General features: G+C 41.5%; 18 protein-coding genes and 1 tRNA gene. All 19 read left to right on the top strand.

Annotation, left to right across the window (positions count from 1 at the left end; all coding sequences use genetic code 11):
• The first annotated feature begins 77 nt into the window (after positions 1 to 77).
• The 19 genes from FLM47_RS05275 (at position 78) to FLM47_RS05365 (ending at position 21,158) form a co-directional block, all read left to right on the top strand.
• Positions 78 to 154 (top strand) — tRNA-Met (locus FLM47_RS05275).
• Between the two features lie 279 nt (positions 155 to 433).
• Positions 434 to 889 carry a ribosome maturation factor RimP gene (gene rimP / locus FLM47_RS05280; protein WP_008114543.1) on the top strand — a complete coding sequence of 152 codons (456 nt, stop codon included), beginning with the start codon at positions 434 to 436 and terminating at the stop codon, positions 887 to 889.
• A 38-nt stretch (positions 890 to 927) separates the two neighbouring features.
• Positions 928 to 2,427: a transcription termination factor NusA gene (nusA, locus tag FLM47_RS05285; RefSeq protein ID WP_010391392.1), complete on the top strand. Its 1,500-nt coding sequence runs from the start codon at positions 928 to 930 to the stop codon at positions 2,425 to 2,427.
• Positions 2,428 to 2,452: 25 nt separating this feature from the next.
• Positions 2,453 to 5,110 (top strand): translation initiation factor IF-2, encoded by a 2,658-nt coding sequence (gene infB, locus FLM47_RS05290; RefSeq protein ID WP_054202155.1) that lies wholly within the window; start codon positions 2,453 to 2,455, stop codon positions 5,108 to 5,110.
• 157 nt (positions 5,111 to 5,267) lie between these two features.
• Complete coding sequence (gene rbfA / locus FLM47_RS05295; RefSeq protein WP_008467148.1) at positions 5,268 to 5,675, top strand: 30S ribosome-binding factor RbfA; 408 nt, start codon at positions 5,268 to 5,270, stop codon at positions 5,673 to 5,675.
• A complete protein-coding gene (gene truB / locus FLM47_RS05300; protein ID WP_054202156.1) occupies positions 5,675 to 6,619 on the top strand; it encodes a tRNA pseudouridine(55) synthase TruB in 945 nt (314 codons plus the stop codon). Before rbfA ends, truB begins: the two co-directional genes overlap by 1 nt.
• 109 nt (positions 6,620 to 6,728) lie before the next feature.
• A complete protein-coding gene (gene rpsO, locus FLM47_RS05305) occupies positions 6,729 to 6,998 on the top strand; it encodes a 30S ribosomal protein S15 (RefSeq protein WP_006793376.1) in 270 nt (89 codons plus the stop codon).
• Positions 6,999 to 7,341: 343 nt separating this feature from the next.
• Positions 7,342 to 9,468: a polyribonucleotide nucleotidyltransferase gene (pnp, locus tag FLM47_RS05310; protein WP_138606213.1), complete on the top strand. Its 2,127-nt coding sequence runs from the start codon at positions 7,342 to 7,344 to the stop codon at positions 9,466 to 9,468.
• Positions 9,469 to 9,653: 185 nt separating this feature from the next.
• Positions 9,654 to 10,526 carry a lipoprotein NlpI gene (gene nlpI / locus FLM47_RS05315; RefSeq protein WP_178955590.1) on the top strand — a complete coding sequence of 291 codons (873 nt, stop codon included), beginning with the start codon at positions 9,654 to 9,656 and terminating at the stop codon, positions 10,524 to 10,526.
• Positions 10,510 to 11,649 carry a hypothetical protein gene (locus FLM47_RS05320; protein ID WP_178955592.1) on the top strand — a complete coding sequence of 380 codons (1,140 nt, stop codon included), beginning with the start codon at positions 10,510 to 10,512 and terminating at the stop codon, positions 11,647 to 11,649. The genes nlpI and FLM47_RS05320 overlap by 17 nt, the downstream gene beginning before the upstream one ends.
• Before the next feature lie 254 nt (positions 11,650 to 11,903).
• Complete coding sequence (locus FLM47_RS05325; protein WP_138606207.1) at positions 11,904 to 14,696, top strand: monovalent cation/H+ antiporter subunit A; 2,793 nt, start codon at positions 11,904 to 11,906, stop codon at positions 14,694 to 14,696.
• Positions 14,696 to 15,043: a Na+/H+ antiporter subunit C gene (locus FLM47_RS05330; protein ID WP_054202160.1), complete on the top strand. Its 348-nt coding sequence runs from the start codon at positions 14,696 to 14,698 to the stop codon at positions 15,041 to 15,043. The genes FLM47_RS05325 and FLM47_RS05330 overlap by 1 nt, the downstream gene beginning before the upstream one ends.
• Positions 15,040 to 16,557: a monovalent cation/H+ antiporter subunit D gene (locus FLM47_RS05335; RefSeq protein WP_178955594.1), complete on the top strand. Its 1,518-nt coding sequence runs from the start codon at positions 15,040 to 15,042 to the stop codon at positions 16,555 to 16,557. Before FLM47_RS05330 ends, FLM47_RS05335 begins: the two co-directional genes overlap by 4 nt.
• On the top strand, positions 16,557 to 17,093 hold the full coding sequence (locus tag FLM47_RS05340; RefSeq protein ID WP_054202162.1) for a Na+/H+ antiporter subunit E: 537 nt from the start codon (positions 16,557 to 16,559) through the stop codon (positions 17,091 to 17,093). The genes FLM47_RS05335 and FLM47_RS05340 overlap by 1 nt, the downstream gene beginning before the upstream one ends.
• Entirely contained in the window at positions 17,087 to 17,356 is a 270-nt protein-coding gene (locus tag FLM47_RS05345) for a K+/H+ antiporter subunit F (protein ID WP_008114565.1), read from the top strand. The genes FLM47_RS05340 and FLM47_RS05345 overlap by 7 nt, the downstream gene beginning before the upstream one ends.
• Before the next feature lie 9 nt (positions 17,357 to 17,365).
• Positions 17,366 to 17,698: a Na+/H+ antiporter subunit G gene (locus FLM47_RS05350; protein WP_008114566.1), complete on the top strand. Its 333-nt coding sequence runs from the start codon at positions 17,366 to 17,368 to the stop codon at positions 17,696 to 17,698.
• Between the two features lie 132 nt (positions 17,699 to 17,830).
• Positions 17,831 to 18,325, top strand: a complete 495-nt coding sequence (locus FLM47_RS05355) for a DUF2059 domain-containing protein (protein WP_178955596.1) — start codon at positions 17,831 to 17,833, stop codon at positions 18,323 to 18,325.
• A 158-nt stretch (positions 18,326 to 18,483) separates the two neighbouring features.
• Positions 18,484 to 18,921 (top strand): MerR family transcriptional regulator, encoded by a 438-nt coding sequence (locus FLM47_RS05360; RefSeq protein WP_138596719.1) that lies wholly within the window; start codon positions 18,484 to 18,486, stop codon positions 18,919 to 18,921.
• Entirely contained in the window at positions 18,918 to 21,158 is a 2,241-nt protein-coding gene (locus FLM47_RS05365) for a heavy metal translocating P-type ATPase (protein WP_178955598.1), read from the top strand. Before FLM47_RS05360 ends, FLM47_RS05365 begins: the two co-directional genes overlap by 4 nt.
• Positions 21,159 to 21,453: the final 295 nt, after the last annotated feature.

The following is a 21,453-nucleotide window of genomic DNA, read 5'->3' on the forward strand; positions in this document are numbered from 1 at the left end:
TATAATAGCGGCCATTGTTTAGTAGGTTATAAAATTTACTAACAGCGATATTAAGTTATTAACTTTTTATCTATTGGCGCGGGATGGAGCAGTCTGGTAGCTCGTCGGGCTCATAACCCGAAGGTCGTTGGTTCAAATCCGGCTCCCGCAACCAATCTTAATAGTAGGTTTAAACTTACTACTTTATATCGCGCATTCTAAGTAATGCGCGTTTTGCGTTTAAGCTAATGAAGTTTAATTTGGTCAGGGTACTGACTCGCAACCAAGCTTGGCCCTAGGCCACACAGTTTTTCGTTTTTTGGTGTGACGCCCCGCTTGGTTCGGGGCGTTGTTGTATCTGCACCGTTTGATTTAATGTTTATCGATTAAATCAAAATTTAAACTCAGTATTTTAGGGCTATAAGCCCTTTTTTTGTTTGTATGGAGGATTTTCGTGACAAAACTTGAACAAGATTTAGTAACCATGTTAACGCCTGCGGTAGAAATGCTAGGCTTTGAATTACATGGTCTTGAGTTTGTACAAGCGGGTCGCCATTCTACCTTAAGAGTATACATTGCTCACGAGGATGGAATTTCAGTTGACAACTGCGCAGATGCCAGTCGTCAAATTAGTGCGATTTTAGACGTCGAAGACCCGATTACAAACGAATATGATTTGGAAGTGTCGTCTCCTGGTGTTGATCGTCCATTATTCAAACAAGATCACTACGAGCAGGCGCAAGGAGAGGAAGTACGCGTGCGTACTAAGCTTCCACAAGACGGTCGCCGTAATTTTAAAGGCGACTTAATAGCAGTTAGCAGCGATATGATCACATTATCTAGCGATGGTGCAGAGCATTTAATCATGCTTAGTAACATTGAACGTGCGAACATAATCGCAAAGTTTTAATTCGAGTGCGAAGGAATAGGGCAAGCGAGGCATTACCCATGGCAAAAGAGATATTATTGGTTGCTGAAGCCGTTTCCAATGAGAAAGCGGTTCCAAAAGAAAAGATTTTTGAAGCTCTAGAGTTCGCATTAGCGACAGCGACAAAGAAAAAGCATGATGGTGAAATTGATGTACGTGTTGCAATTGACCGTAAAACTGGCGATTACGATACATTCCGTCGCTGGCAAATAGCTGAAGTATTAGAAGATGGTTCTTTAGAGAATCCATACAGCGAAATCACGTTAGAAGCTGCTCAAGTTGAAGAACCAGACTTGAAAATGGGCGACTACGTAGAAGAGCAGATTGAATCAATTAAATTTGACCGCATAACAACACAAATGGCTAAGCAAGTAATCGTACAAAAAGTACGTGAAGCAGAGCGTGCCTTAGTGGTTGAAGCGTACAAAGATCAGCAAGGCGAGCTAGTAACGGGTGTTGTTAAAAAAGCAACGCGTGATGCAATCGTACTTGATTTAGGTAATAACGCCGAAGCGGTTATTTACCGTGACGACATGCTGCCACGTGAAAACTTCCGCCCAGGCGATCGTATTCGTGGTCTTCTATATGAAGTTAAACCAGAAGCACGTGGTGCACAATTATTTGTAACCCGTTCTAAACCAGAAATGCTGATGGAATTATTCCGCATTGAGGTGCCAGAAATTGGCGAAGAGATGATTGAATTACGTGCCGCAGCTCGTGATCCAGGTTCACGCGCTAAAATCGCAGTTAAGTCTAATGATAAGCGTATAGACCCTGTAGGTGCGTGTGTTGGTATGCGTGGCGCACGTGTTCAAGCGGTATCGTCAGAACTTGGCGGTGAGCGTGTTGATATCGTACTTTACGATGACAACCCAGCACAGTTTGTTATTAACGCAATGGCACCAGCAGAAGTGGCTTCAATCGTAATGGATGAAGACACTCACTCAATGGATATTGCTGTTGAAGCTGATAACTTAGCACAAGCTATTGGTCGTAATGGTCAAAACGTACGTTTAGCAAGCCAGTTAACTGGCTGGGAATTAAACGTAATGACCGTTGATGAAATGCGCGCTAAGAACGAAGCTGAGTCAGATAAGTTAATTAACTTATTTACTGAAAACTTAGATATTGATGACGAGTTTGCGTCATTACTTATCAACGAAGGTTTCTCAACACTTGAAGAAGTTGCGTATGTACCTGCTTCTGAGTTTTTAGAAATCGACGGCTTAGATGAAGAAACAGTGGACGTATTACGTTCACGTGCAAAAGATGCATTAACAACGAAAGCCCTTAAAACGGAAGAAAGCTTAGAAGGCGCTGAGCCTGCTGAAGACTTACTTGCGCTTGAAGGCTTAGAGCGTCATTTAGCATTTGTTATGGCAAGTAAGGGTGTAGTAACACTTGAAGACTTAGCTGAGCAAGGCATTGATGAGCTTGTAGATATTACAGAGCTATCTGCAGAGAAAGCGGGCGAGCTAATTATGGCTGCACGTAATATTTGTTGGTTTGCAGACGAGTAATTTATTAACGGAGGTATTAGAGACTATGGCAGAAGTAAATGTTGAAAAACTAGCCGGTGATATAGGTACAACTGTTGATAAATTGCTACAGCAGTTTTCACAAGCCGGTATTACTAAACAAGCAGGCGATAATGTAACAGAAGCTGAAAAAGCAACGTTACTTGATCACCTAAGCAAGCAACATGGCGGTACTGGATCTGAAGGTCCAGCGCGTATGACATTGCAACGTAAGAGCAAAAGCACATTAAGTGTGACTGGCTCTACGGGTAAAGCAAAGGCTGTGCAAGTTGAAGTTCGCAAAACCCGCACTTACGTGAAAAAAAGTGCTGTTGAGCAAGAGCAAGAACAGCAACGTCTAGCCGCTGAAGAAAAAGCGCGTCTTGAAGAGCAGCAAAAAGCTGAACAAGAAGCCGCAGAATTGAAAGCGAAACAAGAGGCAGAACGTAAAGCGAAAGAAGACGCTGATCGTAAAGCCAAAGAAGAAGCTAAACGCAAAGCAGATGCTGAGCGTAAAGCGAAACAACAGCAGATGACCCCTGAGCAAAGTGCTAAGTCTGAGAAAGATCGCATCGAAGCTGAGCGTCTGCAAAAAGAAGCAGAAGAGGCCGCATTGAAGAAAGCTGAAGAAGAAGCGAAACGTCAAGCAGAAGAGGCAAGAAAGCTAGCTGAAGAGAATTCAGCACGCTGGAAGAAAGAAGAAGAAGAACGTAAGAAACGCGAAGAAACCGCGGATCACCACCTTACGACTTCAACTTACGCACGTGAAGCAGAAGATGTAGCAGATGCTCGCGAAGAGCAAGGCTCACGCCGTGCGAAGAAAAAGAAAAAAGCGCCAGCAAAAGATAAATTTGCAGCGTCTAAAGGTAAAAAAGGTAAGCTAAAAGCGCCAGCGTCATTACAGCACGGTTTCCAAAAACCAACGGCTGATGTTAAAAACGAAGTGCGTATTAGTGAAACAATTACAGTTGCTGAGCTTGCGTCACGCATGGCTGTTAAAGGCGCTGAAGTTGTAAAAACAATGATGAAAATGGGTGACATGGTTACGATTAACCAAGTTATTGACCAAGAAACTGCGCAACTTGTTGCAGAAGAAATGGGCCATAAAGTTATCATCGTTAAAGAAAACGAATTAGAGCAAACAGTACTTAACGACCGCCATGAAGATGGTAAGTCTGAGCCTCGTGCTCCAGTAGTAACTGTTATGGGTCACGTTGACCACGGTAAAACGTCAACGCTTGATTACATTCGTTCAGCTAAAGTTGCTTCAGGCGAAGCCGGTGGCATTACGCAGCATATTGGTGCATACCACGTTGAAACTAACGGCAACATGATCACTTTCTTAGATACTCCGGGTCACGCCGCGTTTACATCTATGCGTGCTCGTGGTGCAAAAGCGACTGATATCGTAATCCTAGTAGTTGCAGCCGATGATGGTGTAATGCCACAAACTAAAGAAGCGGTACAGCATGCTCGCGCAGCTGGCGTTCCTTTAATCATTGCTGTTAACAAAATGGATAAAGAAGGCGCAGATCCAGACCGCGTTAAAAACGAGCTAGCTCAGCTAGACGTTATCCCAGAAGATTGGGGCGGTGATACGCAATACGTTCACATCTCAGCTAAAACAGGTCTTGGTATTGATGACCTTTTAGAAGCAGTATTAATGCAATCTGAGCTGTTAGAACTAAATGCACCTAGCGAAGGTATGGCTGCAGGTGTTGTAATTGAATCACGTCTTGATAAAGGCCGTGGTCCAGTAGCGTCTATCCTTGTTCAATCAGGTACGCTTAACCAAGGTGACATTGTATTATGTGGTCTTGAGTATGGCCGTGTTCGTGCAATGCGCGATGAAAACGGTAAAGACATTAAATCTGCGGGTCCTTCTATTCCTGTTGAGATTTTAGGTCTTTCTGGTATTCCAGCAGCGGGTGATGAAGCAACAGTAGTTAAAGACGAGCGTAAAGCACGTGAAGTTGCACTTTACCGTCAAGGTAAATTCCGCGATGTTAAATTAGCGCGTCAGCAAAAAGCGAAGCTTGAAAACATGTTTACTAACATGACTGAAGGCGACGTGTCTGAAGTTAACGTGGTACTTAAAGCAGACGTTCAAGGTTCAATTGAAGCAATTTCAGACTCACTAACTAAACTTTCTACTGATGAAGTAAAAGTGAAGATTGTTGGTTCTGGTGTTGGTGGTATCACTGAAACAGATGCAACTCTTGCTGCAGCGTCTAACGCAATCGTAGTTGGCTTTAACGTTCGTGCCGATGCATCAGCGCGTAAAGTGATTGACTCTGAAAACTTAGACCTTCGTTACTACAGCGTAATTTACGCACTTATCGAAGAAGTTAAGCAAGCCATGTCTGGTATGCTTGCTCCTGAGTTTAAACAAGAGATCATTGGTCTTGCTGAAGTACGTGATGTATTTAAGTCTCCAAAAATTGGCGCAATTGCTGGTTGTATGGTTACTGAAGGTACTATCAAACGTAGCGCACCAATTCGTGTACTTCGTGATAACGTGGTTATTTACGAAGGTGAACTTGAGTCATTACGTCGCTTTAAAGATGACGTACAAGACGTTCGTAACGGCATGGAATGTGGTATCGGCGTTAAGAACTACAATGACGTTCGCGTTGGTGACCAAATCGAAGTATTTGAAACAGTTGAAGTACAACGTAGTCTTTAATTGTTGTTAGGTGTTGTTGGACATTCAAGGTCGTACCTCGATAGCCCAACATACCCTATGCTAAGATTTTAAATGGGGGCTCAGCCCCCATTTGTGTATCCATTATTTAGTTAACTTGTTATTGTTTTTCAATAAGTTATAATTTTAGGAAAGTGAAATGAGAGAATTTTCTCGCACTGATCGTGTTGCTCAGCAAATTCAAAAAGAAATTGCTGTGATTCTACAACGCGAAATTAAAGATCCGCGCTTAGGCATGGTGACAGTGTCTGCGGTAGAAGTATCACGCGATTTATCTTATGCCAAAGTTTTTATCACGGTGTTTAACACTGAAGACGAAAATGCAGCAAAACAGAGTGCAAAAGTACTGAACGAAGCAACGGGCTATATCCGTTCGTTACTAGGTAAGCGTATTCGCGCACGTATTATGCCAGAGCTTAAATTTGTGGTTGATAACTCATTAATGGAAGGGATGCGCATCTCTAACTTAGTGGACTCTATCATTCGTGAAGATAATGCTAAGCATGTTGATGATGAAACAGATAGCGAAGAAGGCACTAAAGACTAATGGCAAGACGCAGTAAAGGCCGTCCAGTTGATGGTATTTTGTTGTTAAACAAACCAGAAGGCATTTCATCAAACAAGGCATTACAGCAGGCTAAAGGTATTTATTTTGCGCAAAAAGCGGGGCACACAGGTGCGCTTGATCCGCTTGCGACCGGCATGCTGCCAATTTGTTTTGGTGAAGCGACTAAGTTTACCCAGTTTTTACTCGATACAGATAAAACCTATGTTGTTCGAGCTAAGCTAGGTGAACGTACTACCACATCAGACTCTGATGGCGAAGTGGTCGAAACTCGCGATGTGAATGTTACTTCCCAATTACTAAGCGAAGAGATTGCTAAGTTTTTAGGTGAGTCAGACCAATATCCATCAATGTATTCAGCGCTTAAATATGAAGGTAAACCTTTATATAAATATGCGCGTGAAGGTATAGAAGTTCCTCGCAAATGTCGAAAAATTAACGTATTTAGCTTAACGCTTGATGAGTTTGATGAGCAAGCTAACGAGATACAAATGACTGCACATGTATCTAAAGGTACGTATATTCGTACTATCGTTGATGACTTAGGTGAAAACTTAGGCTGCGGCGCGCATGTGATTATGCTGCATCGTAGTGCTGTTGGGCATTACCCTGCAGATAAAATGGTCACACTTGAGCAGTTAGAAGCGTTATTAAATCAAGCGAAAGAACAAGACGTTGCGCCTTCAACTTACCTTGACGAACTATTATTGCCAATGGACACCGCGTTAGTTGATTTACCCGTTGTGGAAATTACTAAAGAGCAGGGAATGGCATTTAGCCATGGTCAAGCTGTGGTGTTGGGTAAAGCCCTGCCTGAAGGTGCAATAAAGGTACTGGCTGACGGAATATTTATTGGTACGGGCGAACGTAATCCTGATGGCCATTTAAAGTCAAAGCGCGGCTTGTCTAATCAACAACCAGAGTAAAGTTTAACTTGTAGTTATGCTGATAATTGGTAGAATACGCCCGCTTAATCGTTTTGGCTGAATTAGTGATCGGCTAAAGCACCTATTAAATTTAACTTTTGGAGTTATTATGTCACTAAGCAATCAAGAAAAAATCGATATCATTGCTAAATTCGCACGCGCTGAAGGCGACACTGGTTCACCTGAAGTACAAGTAGCATTACTTACTTTTGATATCAACAAGCTTCAAGGTCACTTTGCTGATCACAAGCATGACTTCCACTCACGTCGTGGTCTGCTTCGTAAAGTAAGCACTCGCCGTAAACTGCTTGATTACCTTAAAGGTAAAGATATCTCGCGTTATACTGCGTTAATCAAAGAGCTTGGCCTACGTCGCTAAGAACTTGATTATCAAAAGGGGAGCTTTTTAGCTCCTTTTTTTGTGTCTAAATTTCCCCATACCCACATCGATTAATCCCCTTGAAATATCAGCTAAAAGCCACATTGTAAGTAACAGCAAAGTACATAATTTAGCAATGCGTTTATCTCTGGACTAAGCTCGCAATTTTACCTGACTTTGTTATATACTATGGCGCGTAGATAAAAAGGTTTATTTACGGTTATTTACATCATTGCCAATTGTAGTACTTAATTGATTTCCAACTGAATACAATTATGTACTGTAATTGGTACTTTGATGAAAACTTAATTAATACTAAAAATACATTTAAGGAATATTTTAAGTGCAAGCAATTATAAAAGAATTTCAACTAGGTCAACACACAGTGACGCTAGAAACAGGTGCTATCGCTCGTCAAGCTGACGGCGCAGTACTAGCAAGCATTGGCGACACGTCAGTACTAGTAACGGTTGTTGGTAAGCGTGAAGCTCAACCAGGTCAAGACTTCTTCCCACTAACAGTTAACTACCAAGAGCGTATGTACGCTGCTGGTCGTATCCCAGGTGGTTTCCTTAAGCGTGAAGGTCGTCCTAACGATGGCGAAACACTTATTGCACGTCTTATTGACCGTCCAATTCGTCCACTTTTCCCAAATGGTTTCGTAAACGAAGTACAAGTTATCGCGACTGTTGTTTCTGTAAACCCTGAAATCCAACCTGATATGGTTGCGATGATTGGTACATCAGCAGCACTTGCTATCTCTGGTATCCCGTTCAGCGGTCCAATTGGTGCATCACGTGTTGGTTACATTAACGGTGAATACGTACTTAACCCGACACTAAAAGAGCTTGAAGAGAGCCAACTTGACTTAGTTGTTGCGGGTACTGATAACGCAGTACTTATGGTTGAATCAGAAGCAGACGTACTTGCTGAAGACGTAATGCTAGGCGCGGTTGTATACGGCCATGAGCAATCACAGTCTATCATCAATGCAATTAACGAATTTAAAGCAGAAGCAGGCAAGCCTACTTGGGATTGGACTGCACCTGAGAAAAACGTTGCATTAGAAGAGAAAGTAGCAACTCTTGCTGCTGATAAAGTAGGCGAAGCTTACCGTATTACTGATAAAGTAGCGCGTAAAGAAGCATTAACTGCTGCAAAAGATGCGGTTGTTGAAGCACTAACAAGCGAACTTGCTGAAGGCGAAACGCTTGATAAGCAAGAAGTAGGTAAAGTATTCGGTTCACTTGAGAAGAAAATCGTTCGTGGCCGTATCGCTGCTGGCGAAAAACGTATCGATGGTCGTGAACCAGATATGATCCGTGCTCTAGATGTAATGACGGGCGTACTTCCACGTACTCACGGCTCTGCAATCTTCACACGTGGTGAAACGCAAGCATTAGTAACAGCAACACTTGGTACAGAACGTGATTCACAGTTAATCGACGATTTAACTGGCACGCACAAAAACCACTTTATGCTTAACTATAACTTCCCTCCGTTCTGTGTAGGTGAAACTGGTTTTGTTGGTTCTCCTAAGCGTCGTGAAATCGGCCACGGTAACCTAGCTAAGCGTGGTATTGCAGCAGTAATGCCAACATTGACTGACTTCCCATATTCAATCCGTGTTGTATCTGAAATTACGGAATCAAATGGTTCATCTTCAATGGCATCGGTTTGTGGTACGTCTTTAGCGCTTATGAACGCAGGTGTTCCAATTAAAGCCTCAGTTGCGGGTATCGCAATGGGCTTAGTTAAAGAAGAAGAAAACTTTGTTGTTCTTTCAGATATCTTAGGTGATGAAGATCATTTAGGTGACATGGACTTTAAAGTAGCGGGTACAACTAACGGTATCACTGCACTGCAAATGGATATCAAAATTGAAGGTATTACTCAAGAAATCATGCAAATCGCGCTTAAACAAGCGAAAGCTGCACGTTTACACATTCTAAATGTAATGGACGAAGCGATTTCTGCACCTTCTGAAGAGTTATCTATGTTTGCTCCGCGTATTTACACGATGCAAATCCCACAGAAGAAAATCGCAGAAGTTATCGGTAAAGGTGGCGCAACTATCCGTCAGCTTACTGAAGAAACGGGTACTACGATTGAAATCGGTGATGATGGCACAATCAAGATTGCTGCTACAGACGGTGAAAGTGCAGCAAATGCAATTAGCCGTATTGAGCAATTAACTGCTGAGCTTGAAGTAGGTACTATCTACGAAGGTAAAGTGGTACGTATCGTTGATTTCGGTGCGTTTGTAAACATTCTTCCTGGTAAAGATGGCCTAGTGCATATCTCACAAATCAGCACTGAGCGTGTTAACAACGTTGCTGATCACCTTAGCGAAGGTCAAGAAGTTAAAGTTAAAGTACTAGAAGTAGACCGTCAAGGCCGTGTACGTCTAAGTATTAAAGAAGCAATGGAATCAGCAGCACCTGCAGCTGACGAGTCTAAAGACGCGTAATTGCTAATCTTTCATCCAGATAATTACTGGATAGTATAAAAAGGGGCTGTTTAGCCCCTTTTTTTATGCTTTAATGTTAGCAACCTATTGTGTTCAAGACGTTAAGTAACATATAACAAGAATGAACCTTACAAGACAGCTTATGTCTTATCTATTTGCTACTTACCTCGGTATTAAGGATTTTAATGAGACTTAAACATTTAGCCTTGGCATCTTTTGCTATTTTGTCTTTAAGCGCTTGTCAGGCTACTACTAAACCCGCTGCTATTATTAATGTACCATTTACTGCGCCACTTGCATCAGACTTTAGAAATGAAATTGCCATTGCTCGTTTTTCAGAGCTATTAAATAGAGCAGACTTGAGTAAAGAACAACAAGCAAAGCTCTATTATGACCGTGGAGTACTGTTTGATAGCTTAGGCATGACGACTTTATCGCGAATTGATTTTAACCGAGCGGTTAAACTTAAGCCTGATTTGGCTGAAGTCTATAACTTTTTGGGTATTCAGCATACCTTGATGCAGCAATACGAAAAAGCATACGAGTATTTTGATTCAGCCATAGAGTTAGACCAAGAACATGAATATGCGTATTTAAATCGTGGTATTGCTTTGTACTATGGTGATAGAGCGACGCTTGCAAAGGATGACTTTAAAACATTCTTGGAGCGCTCTCCTAACGATCCTTATCGTGTATTGTGGCTTTATTTAGCTCAAGCAGCACAAGATAAAACCGCGGCAATCGCTGCGTTAAAAGCCAATGCGGCGGCCCTTGATGAAAATGAATGGGCATATCAGCTTATTGCCTTGTATGTAGGTGATATGAGTGAAAAAGCATTTTTTTCAGGGATAGCCGATGGTGTAAGTTCACAACAAGAATATGCTCAGCGTTTATGTGAAGCTTATTTTTACTTAGCTAAACAGCACCAAGCCGCAGGCGAGCTTTCAATTGCCACAGATTACTTTAAATTGGCGCTAGCAACGAACGTACATGAATTTATAGAATATAAGTATGCGCGTTTAGAGCTTGAGTTGATGGCCAGTGAAAGCGCTGGCTAATTATTTAAAACTAAGTGCTTTATTACTGTGCGCTAGCGTTATTAGTGGCTCGAGTAATAAACAAAATAGCATTGGCTTTTGGCAAGTATTACATGCCAAGGCCAATGTGATTGACAGTTATTGGCAATTCCCTCGTTACTTTGCAAACCACATATTACAATTACCCACCACAGCCTTAGCAACCTTAGCTCGCAATAAAATAGCGGATGCTCAATATGGCTATGGGTTGTCATTATTAATCAATAATCAAACTGAAACGGCTAAACTATTTTGGCAAGCAAGTTTGGATAAAATTACACGAGCACAGCAAAAAAAACTCGCCGACTCGTTATTTTCGCAACAGCGTTGGCAGGATTTAGCGCTACTAAAAAATCAAAATAAGCTTCCTAAAGGCGATATCTTTTATCACCTGCAATTACAGCAACAAGCACCCATAGAAACGTTAAGTAAATCATTTATGAATAAGTTAGGGTTTTTAGTTGCAAGCAAGCAAATTGAGATACAAAAGCAGTGTACATTTAATGTATTAATATTGAGCGATCACCGTGATGGTTTATACAGGCTCAATCAATTTCGTAACGCGTACTTTCAAAACCCAGAGCCGAGTCTCAATACCTTTTGTTTTTCAAAACCAGTTTATGTGGGTAATGCAATTAGTTGCAATAGTACTGAATCCTCCCGTGCTGTGTGCAATTGGCAACAATCATCGCTTAAAAAGCGGCTTCCCACTGGGTTCGATTTTGCTGTTATGATGCCTAAGCAAGGTACTGCCAGTGTAAAAAATGGTTTAATGCATATTAATTCACAGGCTAGCTACGCGGTTTTTTTGCATGAGTTAATGCACTTTAATGGCTTTGAAGATGAGTACGCTTTACCGGTAAAAAAGCAAGCGTGGTTATGTCAGCTTGATGGGTTTGTTGCTCCCAACTTATTTATTGCAAAAAAATCAGTTGCTCCCAAAGGGTGGCACAAAAGCCAAAGCTGCCAACAAGGCGGCACTGCTTATAAGCCCAGTGCACAGTGGTCGATTATGCAATATCAGCAGTTAGGCCTATCAGCGCAATATCGTATTTTGTGGCAAAAGCACATAGCACTTAATGCTCATTTATTTGTACGATTTTAGTGATTGGATATTCCGCTGTAAACTGTCTGAAAGCTGAGCTTATTTGGCTACTGTTCATTAATTTATAAGTATTTTTGTTTGATTATTGTTCCGCTAGCGGCGCTTTCTATAGACAAAAACTGCGTTTATCAGTATAACTATACGTATTAATGTTGTTAAAAAACAGACATAAAACGTATACCCAAGTCACTTTGGTATTTAATAATAACAAGTAGCGAATTGATAAACTTTATGATTCAAAAAGGCCCTTCATTATGACTTTGCTCTGGATACCCCTGTTATCCTTATTCGGCAGTGTTATTTCTGCATGCACCGGCAAACTTTCTCGAAATCAGGCAACGAGCCTAACGGCTATTGCGCCGTTAGCCGCGCTTGCAATTACACTTTATCATGCGCCCGCGGTTCTTGCGGGGGAAACCATTCGTTTTAGCGCACAGTGGATACCAGCCTTAGGGTTAGATATTTCCTTGCGCTTGGATGGATTGAGTTTACTGTTTTTATTTATGATTCTAGGAATAGGGTTACTAGTAATTTTGTATGCCCGTTATTACCTAAGTCAAAATGATTCATTGCCAAAACTATTTAGCTACTTAATGTTATTTATGACCGCCATGCTGGGCATTGTTATGTCAAACAATGTGATTCAGTTATGGGTATTTTGGGAGCTAACCAGTATTAGCTCGTTTTTGTTAATCAGTTATTGGTGGCACAAATCAGAGGCGCGCAAGGGGGCGCGCATGGCATTAGCGGTAACTGGCGCCGGTGGTTTAGCCTTACTCGGTGGCTTAATGTTGTTAGGCGATATTGTTGGAAGCTACGACTTAGACACCATTTTAGCTAGCAAAGCGATTATTCAATCTCACGACTTATATGAATTGGCATTAGTACTAGTATTATTAGGTGCTTTTACTAAATCTGCACAATTTCCGTTTCATTTTTGGTTACCGCATGCCATGGCTGCACCTACGCCGGTTAGTGCGTATTTACACTCTGCCACTATGGTAAAAGCAGGTATCTTTTTACTTGCGCGTTTTTACCCCGCATTGGCGGGTACCGATACCTGGTTTTTATTAGTTGGTTTGACCGGTTTAACCACATTATTATTTGGCGCTTATATCGCGTTATTCAAACATGATTTAAAAGGCTTGTTAGCCTATTCAACGATTAGTCATTTGGGTTTAATTACATTATTACTAGGCCTAGATACACAGCTTGCGACCGTTGCCGCTATTTTTCATATTATTAACCACGCGACGTTTAAAGCGTCGTTATTTATGGCAACCGGCATTATTGACCATGAAACCGGTACTCGTGATATGCGTAAACTCAATGGCATGTGGCGCTACTTACCTTATACGGCCACCTTGGCGATGGTGGCTGCTGCCGCTATGGCAGGTGTACCGTTGTTAAATGGTTTCTTATCAAAAGAGATGTTCTTTGCTGAGACACTGCATCAGCAGGTACTTGGCTCAATGTCGTGGCTAATCCCGGTGCTGGCAACTGTAGCGGGTGCGTTGTCGGTGGCGTACTCATCACGCTTTATTCATGACGTGTTCTTTAATGGTGAGCCCATTGATTTACCACGTACCCCTCATGAAGCACCGCGTTATATGCGTGTGCCTATAGAAATCTTAGTGGTACTGTGTATTTTAGTGGGTATTTTTCCACACTTTGCCGTTGATGGTATTTTATCGGCCGCTTCACTAGCCGTACTTGGTGAAGCAATGCCTGAGTATAAATTGACTATTTGGCATGGTTTCAACTTACCTCTACTTATGAGTGGTATGGCGGTAATTGGTGGTTTATTTATTTACGTTAATCGTAAGTACTTGTTCCAGTTCCAAGCGTCGTTACCTCCTTTTAACGCTAAAAAAATCTTCGAGCGTTTTTTAGCGGTAGTGGTCAATTGGTGTCAAAACAAAATCCAATCAACAGAAAATGGCTCATTACAACGTTATGTATTTATAATGTTAGGCGTTGTATTACTTGCCTCTGGTTGGCCATTATTTGAAATGAAGCAGCTAGCCGGTAGCGTGCCTAATACACCGGTTGATATTCAAAACGCAATTGGTGCAGGACTACTCATAATAGGTGCAATTGCTACCGTTATTTGGCATCGAATTCGAATGGTGTCGTTATTAATGCTGTCGATTGTGGGGTTAATGGTGTCGGTGGCGTTTACCCGTTTTTCAGCGCCTGACTTGGCCTTAACGCAACTTACTGTAGAAGTAGCCACTATTATACTATTAATGTTGGCACTGTTTTTCTTACCTCAAAGCACGCCAAGAGAGTCAAGCTCATTGCGTATTTTACGTGATGTGGTTATTTCCTCTACCGTGGGGATCATAATTGCTAGTATTTGTTACGCCTTACTGACTCGTCCGCTTGATTCAATTTCTGAGTTCTTTATTGCTAACGCCAAAACAGGCGGTGGTGGCACTAATGTAGTTAACGTTATTTTGGTTGATTTTAGGGGCTTTGATACTTTAGGTGAAATTACTGTACTAGGTATTGCCGCACTGGGCATATTTAAACTGTTATCAAGAATTCCACTTTATATGCCAGCGAGCGATAGTGAAGGGCGTCCATGGTCTAAAGATCGCCATCCTATTTTATTGGCTTGTATTTCTCAAAGCTTACTGCCATTAGCGCTATTAGTGTCTGCTTATATTTTCCTACGCGGTCATAACTTACCTGGAGGAGGCTTTATAGCAGGCCTCGTAACTTCTATTGCCTTTATTTTACAATATATGGCGCATGGTACTGCGTGGATAAATGAACGCTTTGATGTTAACTATCGAAAAATTATTGCATCAGGTATTGCTATTGCCATGTTTACAGGTGTGGGAAGTTGGTTCTTTGACAAGCCATTTTTAACTACCTGGTTTGATTACTTTGATATTCCGTTTGTTGGTAAAACAGAGCTTGCCAGCGCCATTGTATTTGACTTGGGCGTGTACTTAACTGTTGTTGGCGCTACGCTGATGATCCTTGCGAGCTTAGGTAATATGACCGCGAACGCAGAGAAAGAAGAGGTAAATATTTAATGGAACTGTTATACGCATCTTGCGTTGGCGTGTTAGTCACCTGTGGCGTGTTTTTATTGCTAAGAGCGCGTACATTCCCAGTGGTACTGGGGCTGACAATGATTTCTTACGCGGTTAATTTGTTTTTATTCTCATCAGGGCGCTTAACAATTAATAAAGCCGTGGTACTAGGGACTGGCGCTGATTACGCTGACCCGCTACCACAAGCCTTAGTGTTAACAGCCATTGTAATTGGCTTTGCGATGACTGCGTTTGTGGTTATTTTATCTATTCGTGGCCGAGCAGATTTAGGCAACGACCATGTTGATGGCACCCTAACTAAAAATAAACGCAAGGAGAGAAAATGATTCAGCATTTAGCATCTTTGCCTATTTTACTGCCAATGTTAGCGGCAATTATTTTGTTGCTCCCACCGTGTGGCAAAAGCTTATTTGCACGCCGATTTATGTCTAGTTTAATGGCTATTTTAACCTTTGCAGTCACAGTATTACTGCTGGTTCAGGTTAAAGATAACGGTATTATTGTTTATGCAATAGGTAACTGGTCTGCACCATTTGGTATTGTACTGGTTGCAGATATGCTCTCGACCTTGTTAGTCACTTTAACCGCCTTTTTGGGGGTTGGCGTGGCTTTATATGGCTGTGCTGGTGATGATGAACAAGGTAGCTTTTTTCACCCTTTAATCCATTTTTTAATATTAGGGGTAAATGGTGCATTTTTAACAGGGGATTTATTTAACGTCTTCGTATTTTTTGAAGTGTTATTAATTGCCTCTTATGCGCTGTTAATGCACGGTGGCGGTAAACCCAAAACGCGCGCGGCTCTGCATTACGTTATTTTAAATTTAGTTGGTTCAAGCGTATTTTTAATTGGTTTAGGTATTTTATACGGTGTATTAGGCACCTTAAATATTGCTGATATGGCCAATAAAGTACCGCAACTAACTGGTGATGACGTTTATTTAGCGAAGGCAGGTGGTTTACTGCTATTGGTGGTGTTTGCACTTAAAAGTGCGTTATTACCATTGCATTTATGGTTACCAAACGCCTACTCAAGTGCCACACCTGTGGTTGCTGCATTATTTGCGATTATGACTAAAGTTGGTGTTTACGCAACCTTACGTGTATACACGGTTATTTTTGGTGAACAAGCTGGCGAACTTGAGCATATGGCGCAGTCTTGGTTATGGGCGCTGGCTATTGCCACCATAGTGATTGGCGCAATAGGGGTGTTAGCCGCACAAGATTTACGTAAGCTTACCGCTAATTTAGTACTGGTTTCTGTAGGGACGTTGGTGGCATTAGTCGCACTCCAAAACATAAATGCCACCGCTGCGTTGCTTTACTATTTAGTGCATTCAACGTTAGTGACTGCGGCGCTATTTTTACTTGCTGATTTAATTGCAACACAACGAGGTAAAGCTGGTGATCGATTAGTCGGCGGGCGTGCAGTAAAGCAACCATTTTTATTAGGTGCGTGTTTTATTATTGCCGGTTTAACCGTTATTGGTATGCCACCTTTTTCGGGCTTTGTTGGCAAAATTTGGATTTTAAAAACGACCTTAAATAGCGAGCAAGCACTGGTATTTTGGCCTGTTTACTTAATTATGAGCTTAGCGCTAATTGTGGCTATATCACGTGCGGGTACTAGTTTGTTTTGGGAACGTAAAGACAAAACAGGTGATGCTAGCGATGTTGCCAATGCCCACCCGCTACAAGTGACCGTGTTAGTTGGTTTATTGGCAAGCTCAATACTACTGGTTATTTTTGGTGACGTGGCAACACAGTACGCCCTCGAGGCGGCAACACAGCTTCACGATATTAGTGGTGGTATTAATGCGGTACTCAAGGGAGGTATGTAATGCGCTTACAAGCTCGTTTTGGTTGGTTACCTACGCCGTTTCGTAGTTTATTTTTATTTATAGTATGGCTCTTGTTAAATAACAGTGTGTCGGTAGGGCATATTATATTAGGGGCGCTACTCGCGTTGCTAATACCGTTATTTAGTATGTCGTTTAGAGACCCGCAACCGCTGATATTAAAGCCGGGGCTAGCACTTAAGCAATTACTAATCGTACTTTACGATATTATAGTGGCTAATTTGCAAGTGGCATTATTAATACTGGGCCCTTCAAAAAATCTGCGTCCAGGCTTTGTTAAAGTGCCTATAGATTTAATGCATGAAATGCCAATTACTATTTTAGCAAGCTGCGTGTCTTTAACGCCGGGTACGGTAAGTGCCGAGGTTTACCCGCTGATTAAATCGCTTAATGAAGACGATGAACCGGTACAGCGTTATTTATTAATTCACGTGTTAGATTTAGATGATGAGCAAGCGCTTATTAAACAAATAAAAGCACGTTACGAAGCTCCCCTAAAGGAGATATTTCAATGTTAGATACAGTATTACTGATTGTTTTTTCAATGGTTGGATTGTCGTTATTACTTAATCTATGGCGACTTATTATTGGCCCATCAGTACCGGATCGTATTTTAGCGCTCGATACTATGTACATTAACGTGATTGCCTTGATTATTTTATATAGCATTAGTATGGGCACGGGGCTGTACTTTGAAGCAGCCTTACTTATTGCCATGCTTGGGTTTATAAGTACGGTAGCTGTATGTAAGTATTTACTTCGTGGCGACATAATTGAGTAAGGTATTAAAATGATAAGTGAATGGATCGTATCAATATTGCTGCTGTTAGGCGGGTTATTTATTTTAATTGGCTCAATTGGTTTAATTAAATTACCTGATTTTTTTATGCGTTTACATGGGCCAACAAAAGCCACCACTTTAGGTATGGCGAGTATACTTACCGCTGCTATGGTATTTTTTGCTAATTCAGTCAGTGGCTTAAGTGTAAAAGAAATATTAATCACTATATTTCTATTAATCACTGCACCTATTAGTGGCTATATGCTGATTAAAACCGCTATTCATCATAAGCTTAAAGCTAAAGAGGGAACGAAAGGGCTCGATAATATCGAAAAAGATTAGCTCTGGGAATAAACGATTAAAAGCCGAATAAACACCTGTTATTCGGCTTTTTCGTTTTTTGGTTGTCCCCATTTACAACACTTGTTGAACATGTGATTATGACGCTAATTCAAATACAAAAAGGATATTAATATGGGTAAGGTAATACTGCTTTCACTTTTAATTTTTTCAACTAACCTTGCAGCGCAAACTGCCAAACAGCAAAAAATTGATGAGCTGGTAGAGGTGATGAACATGGATGCCATGGTTGACTCTATGTATGCGCAAGTTGAGGGCATGATGCAAAATATGTCAGTGCAAATGGGCGTAAAGCCAGATGAGAAAGCAATTTTCGACAAATATTATGCTGATATGACCGAGGTATTAAAAACAAAAATGAGCTGGCAAAAAATGCAGCCGATGATGATTAACCTCTACGATAAACAATTTACTAAACAAGAAATTAGCGACATGTTAGCTTTTTATAAGACAGAGTCAGGGCAGGCTATTTTGAAGAAAATGCCACAAGTAATGCAAGAATCAATGCAAATGTCACAAGCCTTAGTACAAGACGCTATGCCTGAAATTCAAGCAATTGCGGGTGAGCTTGGTGAAGCACTTAAGCAATCTCGAAGCAAAACAAACTAAGGACTACAGTAACTCTCAAATTTAGCAGTCACTTATGGTGGCTGCTCTTATCTTAACTTTCTTCCACACTCCCAGCCATATGCTTAATTAATTGTTGACCTATGTGTTACACATAGGTTTATTATGTTGTCATTACATAGCCAGCCAGAGGTTTAATGATGTACGTAAAGCAATTAGCCAATACTATGGGCGTGACCCAAGACACAGTTCGTCATTACACGCGAATAAAGCTGCTTAATCCTATTCGTGGTGAGCGCAATGGTTATCAAGTGTATACCGCAGCCGATCAGCAACGTTTAAAGTTTATTATTAGTGCGCGTCAACTCGGTTTCTCAATAAAAGATATTCAACAAATTATTGCACAGTCGGAGCAAGGGCAGTGCCCTTGTCCGCTCACACGACAATTAATAGCAAAGCGACTAGAGGAAACAGAGCAGCACTTTCAAGAAACACTTAAATTACGCACGCGAATGCAAGCAGCGGTTAAACAGTGGGATAAATCGCCTGATGGGGCTGTAAGTGCAGATATATGTAGCTTAATAGAGACCTTTGTTGATCCAATCTCTGAAGTTAAAAATACTAAGGAAGCGTTATGAGTAATCAACCCACCACGCAAAACTTTATGATTGAAGGCGCAAATTGTGGCAGTTGCGTGGCTAAAATAGAGAAAGCACTGAAAAATGTAGAGGGTGCGCAGCGCGTTGAAATGAACTTTGCCGATCGAACTGTGCAAGTAGAAGGTTCGGCTAAGGCTGAGCAGCTAATGCACGCTGTCGCTGATATTGGCTATCAAGCTAAACCTATGAACAGTGATTCTCAACAAGACGCCCTAGATGAAAAAGCCGAAGCTGATAACGCGCACTACAAAAAACTTATGCGCAATATGCTATTGGCATTGGGTTTGGGTGCGCCATTAATGCTTTATGGATTAATCTTTGATATGAGTGTCACTAGCAATGCCCAGCGTATTGGCTGGTTTATTGTTGGAATGATGACGTTAGTCGTAATGATTGTGTCGGGTAAGCAATTTTATACTGGCGCATGGCAGTCATTTAAAAATCATACGGCTAATATGGATACCTTGATTGCGCTTGGTACGGGAACAGCCTGGCTATATTCAATGGTGGTGGTGAGCATGCCAAGTCTATTACCAGAGGTGGCTAGGCACGTTTATTTTGAAGCCTCAGCAATGATCATAGGCTTAATTAGTCTTGGCTTAGCTTTTGAAGTAAAGGCGCGAGGGCGTACCTCTGAGGCGATTAAACGCTTAATTGGTTTACAACCTAAAACGGCACGGGTGATCCGAGATAACCAAGAGCAAGATGTAGCTATAAGCCAAGTTATTAAAGGTGACTTGATTCGTGTCCGCCCTGGAGAGAAAATTTCAGTCGATGGAGATGTTATTGAAGGCAGCAGTACACTAGATGAATCAATGCTCACTGGTGAACCGATGCCGGTTAATAAGGATGAGGGTGACAAGGTTGTTGCTGGCAGTATTAATAAAAGTGGTACTTTGTTGTTTAAAGCAACCCATATAGGCAGCGAAACCACCTTAGCGAATATTATTAATATGGTTAAACGTGCACAAAACTCTAAACCCTCAATTGGACGCTTAGCTGATGTTATTTCAGGCATATTTGTACCCACAGTGATGATTATTGCGGTGCTAGCAGGCTTAGCATGGCTTAATTTTGGCCCACAGCCGAGTATTGCTTATGCGGTTGTTGCAATAACCACAGTTTTAATTATTGCTTGCCCGTGTGCACTTGGTTTAGCTACACCGATGTCAATTATGGTCGGCATAGGTAAAGCTGCTCAGTCGGGTATACTTATTCGTAACGGTGAAGCGCTACAAACAACAGCTAAAATCACCACCATGATCTTAGATAAAACAGGCACTATAACCGCTGGTAAGCCAACCGTGACCGATGTGGTTACGTTCAACCAAAGCGACAGTACCGAGGTGCTAAAGTTAGCAGCTAGCCTTGAAAGTAGTTCTGAGCATCCATTAGCCGAAGCCATTGTTAATTATGCTAAAAACCAAAATATCACCCTTGAAAAAGTCAGTAATTTTAATGCTATCACTGGACAAGGTGTGATCGGTACCATTAATGAGCAAAGCCTATTTTTTGGCAATCAGGCACTGATGAAAAGCCACAATATAGATATTGCAGAGGCAATACCTCAAGCCGAGCAGCTTGCTAGCGCTGCTAAAACGCCGATGTACTTTGCTATTGGCAATCAATTACATGCCATAATCGCAGTTGCTGACCCAATAAAAGAAGATTCAGCTGAGGCCATTAAACGCTTACAAAATAAAGGTATGCAGGTGGTTATGCTGACAGGCGATAACCAAGCGACCGCTAAAGCCGTTGCCAGCAAAGTCGGTATTACAGACTTTATAGCGCAAGTAATGCCAGATGATAAAGCCAGTGAAGTGACTAAGCGTCAATCTCAAGGTGAAATTGTAGGCATGACTGGTGATGGTATAAATGATGCGCCAGCATTGGCACAAGCCGATGTTGGATTTGCCATTGGCACTGGCACAGATGTAGCTATTGAAAGTGCGGATATAACGCTGATGCGAGGCTCACTTCATGGTCTTGCAGATGCCATTGCAATTAGTGGCGCAACCATAACTAATATTAAACAAAATTTGTTTGGGGCGTTTGTTTATAACATTGCGGGTATTCCGATTGCTGCAGGGCTGTTGTATCCGTTTTTTGGTTTACTACTAAACCCAGTCGTAGCTGGCGCGGCAATGGCTTTATCATCGCTTACTGTAGTCACTAATGCAAACCGGTTACGTTATTTTAAAGCCAGTAACTCGTAACTTTATTTATAGGGGATTTAATTATGTTATTAATTAATTTATTAGGCGTTTTACTTATTGTCGCTATTATTTATTGGTTTTGGTTGTATGAGCCGAAGTAAACAGTCATAGCAATCAAATAGCCATTACTGTGGGTAACGGGGTGTATTATTATCCAGCGTATATTAAGGTAGCAGCGAACAGGACTCTGACCCTGAGCTTTAATTGACAAGACAGTTCTCCTTGCGCTGAAACAGTTCCCCGCTCAAACTTGTGAAACGCCAAGTATAGGTGAAAATGCGGCTATTGAATTACT

This window comes from Pseudoalteromonas sp. Scap06 (assembly GCF_013394165.1).
Classification (GTDB): domain Bacteria; phylum Pseudomonadota; class Gammaproteobacteria; order Enterobacterales; family Alteromonadaceae; genus Pseudoalteromonas.

Excerpts from the sequence above, each read along its gene's own strand:
- nusA (WP_010391392.1), top strand. The coding sequence starts at position 928 with ATGGCAAAAGAGATATTATTGGTTGCTGAAGCCGTTTCCAATGAGAAA.
- infB (WP_054202155.1), top strand. The coding sequence starts at position 2,453 with ATGGCAGAAGTAAATGTTGAAAAACTAGCCGGTGATATAGGTACAACT.
- rbfA (WP_008467148.1), top strand. The coding sequence starts at position 5,268 with ATGAGAGAATTTTCTCGCACTGATCGTGTTGCTCAGCAAATTCAAAAA.
- truB (WP_054202156.1), top strand. The coding sequence starts at position 5,675 with ATGGCAAGACGCAGTAAAGGCCGTCCAGTTGATGGTATTTTGTTGTTA.
- rpsO (WP_006793376.1), top strand. The coding sequence starts at position 6,729 with ATGTCACTAAGCAATCAAGAAAAAATCGATATCATTGCTAAATTCGCA.
- nlpI (WP_178955590.1), top strand. The coding sequence starts at position 9,654 with ATGAGACTTAAACATTTAGCCTTGGCATCTTTTGCTATTTTGTCTTTA.
- FLM47_RS05325 (WP_138606207.1), top strand. The coding sequence starts at position 11,904 with ATGACTTTGCTCTGGATACCCCTGTTATCCTTATTCGGCAGTGTTATT.
- FLM47_RS05330 (WP_054202160.1), top strand. The coding sequence starts at position 14,696 with ATGGAACTGTTATACGCATCTTGCGTTGGCGTGTTAGTCACCTGTGGC.
- FLM47_RS05335 (WP_178955594.1), top strand. The coding sequence starts at position 15,040 with ATGATTCAGCATTTAGCATCTTTGCCTATTTTACTGCCAATGTTAGCG.
- FLM47_RS05340 (WP_054202162.1), top strand. The coding sequence starts at position 16,557 with ATGCGCTTACAAGCTCGTTTTGGTTGGTTACCTACGCCGTTTCGTAGT.
- FLM47_RS05345 (WP_008114565.1), top strand. The coding sequence starts at position 17,087 with ATGTTAGATACAGTATTACTGATTGTTTTTTCAATGGTTGGATTGTCG.
- FLM47_RS05350 (WP_008114566.1), top strand. The coding sequence starts at position 17,366 with ATGATAAGTGAATGGATCGTATCAATATTGCTGCTGTTAGGCGGGTTA.
- FLM47_RS05355 (WP_178955596.1), top strand. The coding sequence starts at position 17,831 with ATGGGTAAGGTAATACTGCTTTCACTTTTAATTTTTTCAACTAACCTT.
- FLM47_RS05360 (WP_138596719.1), top strand. The coding sequence starts at position 18,484 with ATGTACGTAAAGCAATTAGCCAATACTATGGGCGTGACCCAAGACACA.
- FLM47_RS05365 (WP_178955598.1), top strand. The coding sequence starts at position 18,918 with ATGAGTAATCAACCCACCACGCAAAACTTTATGATTGAAGGCGCAAAT.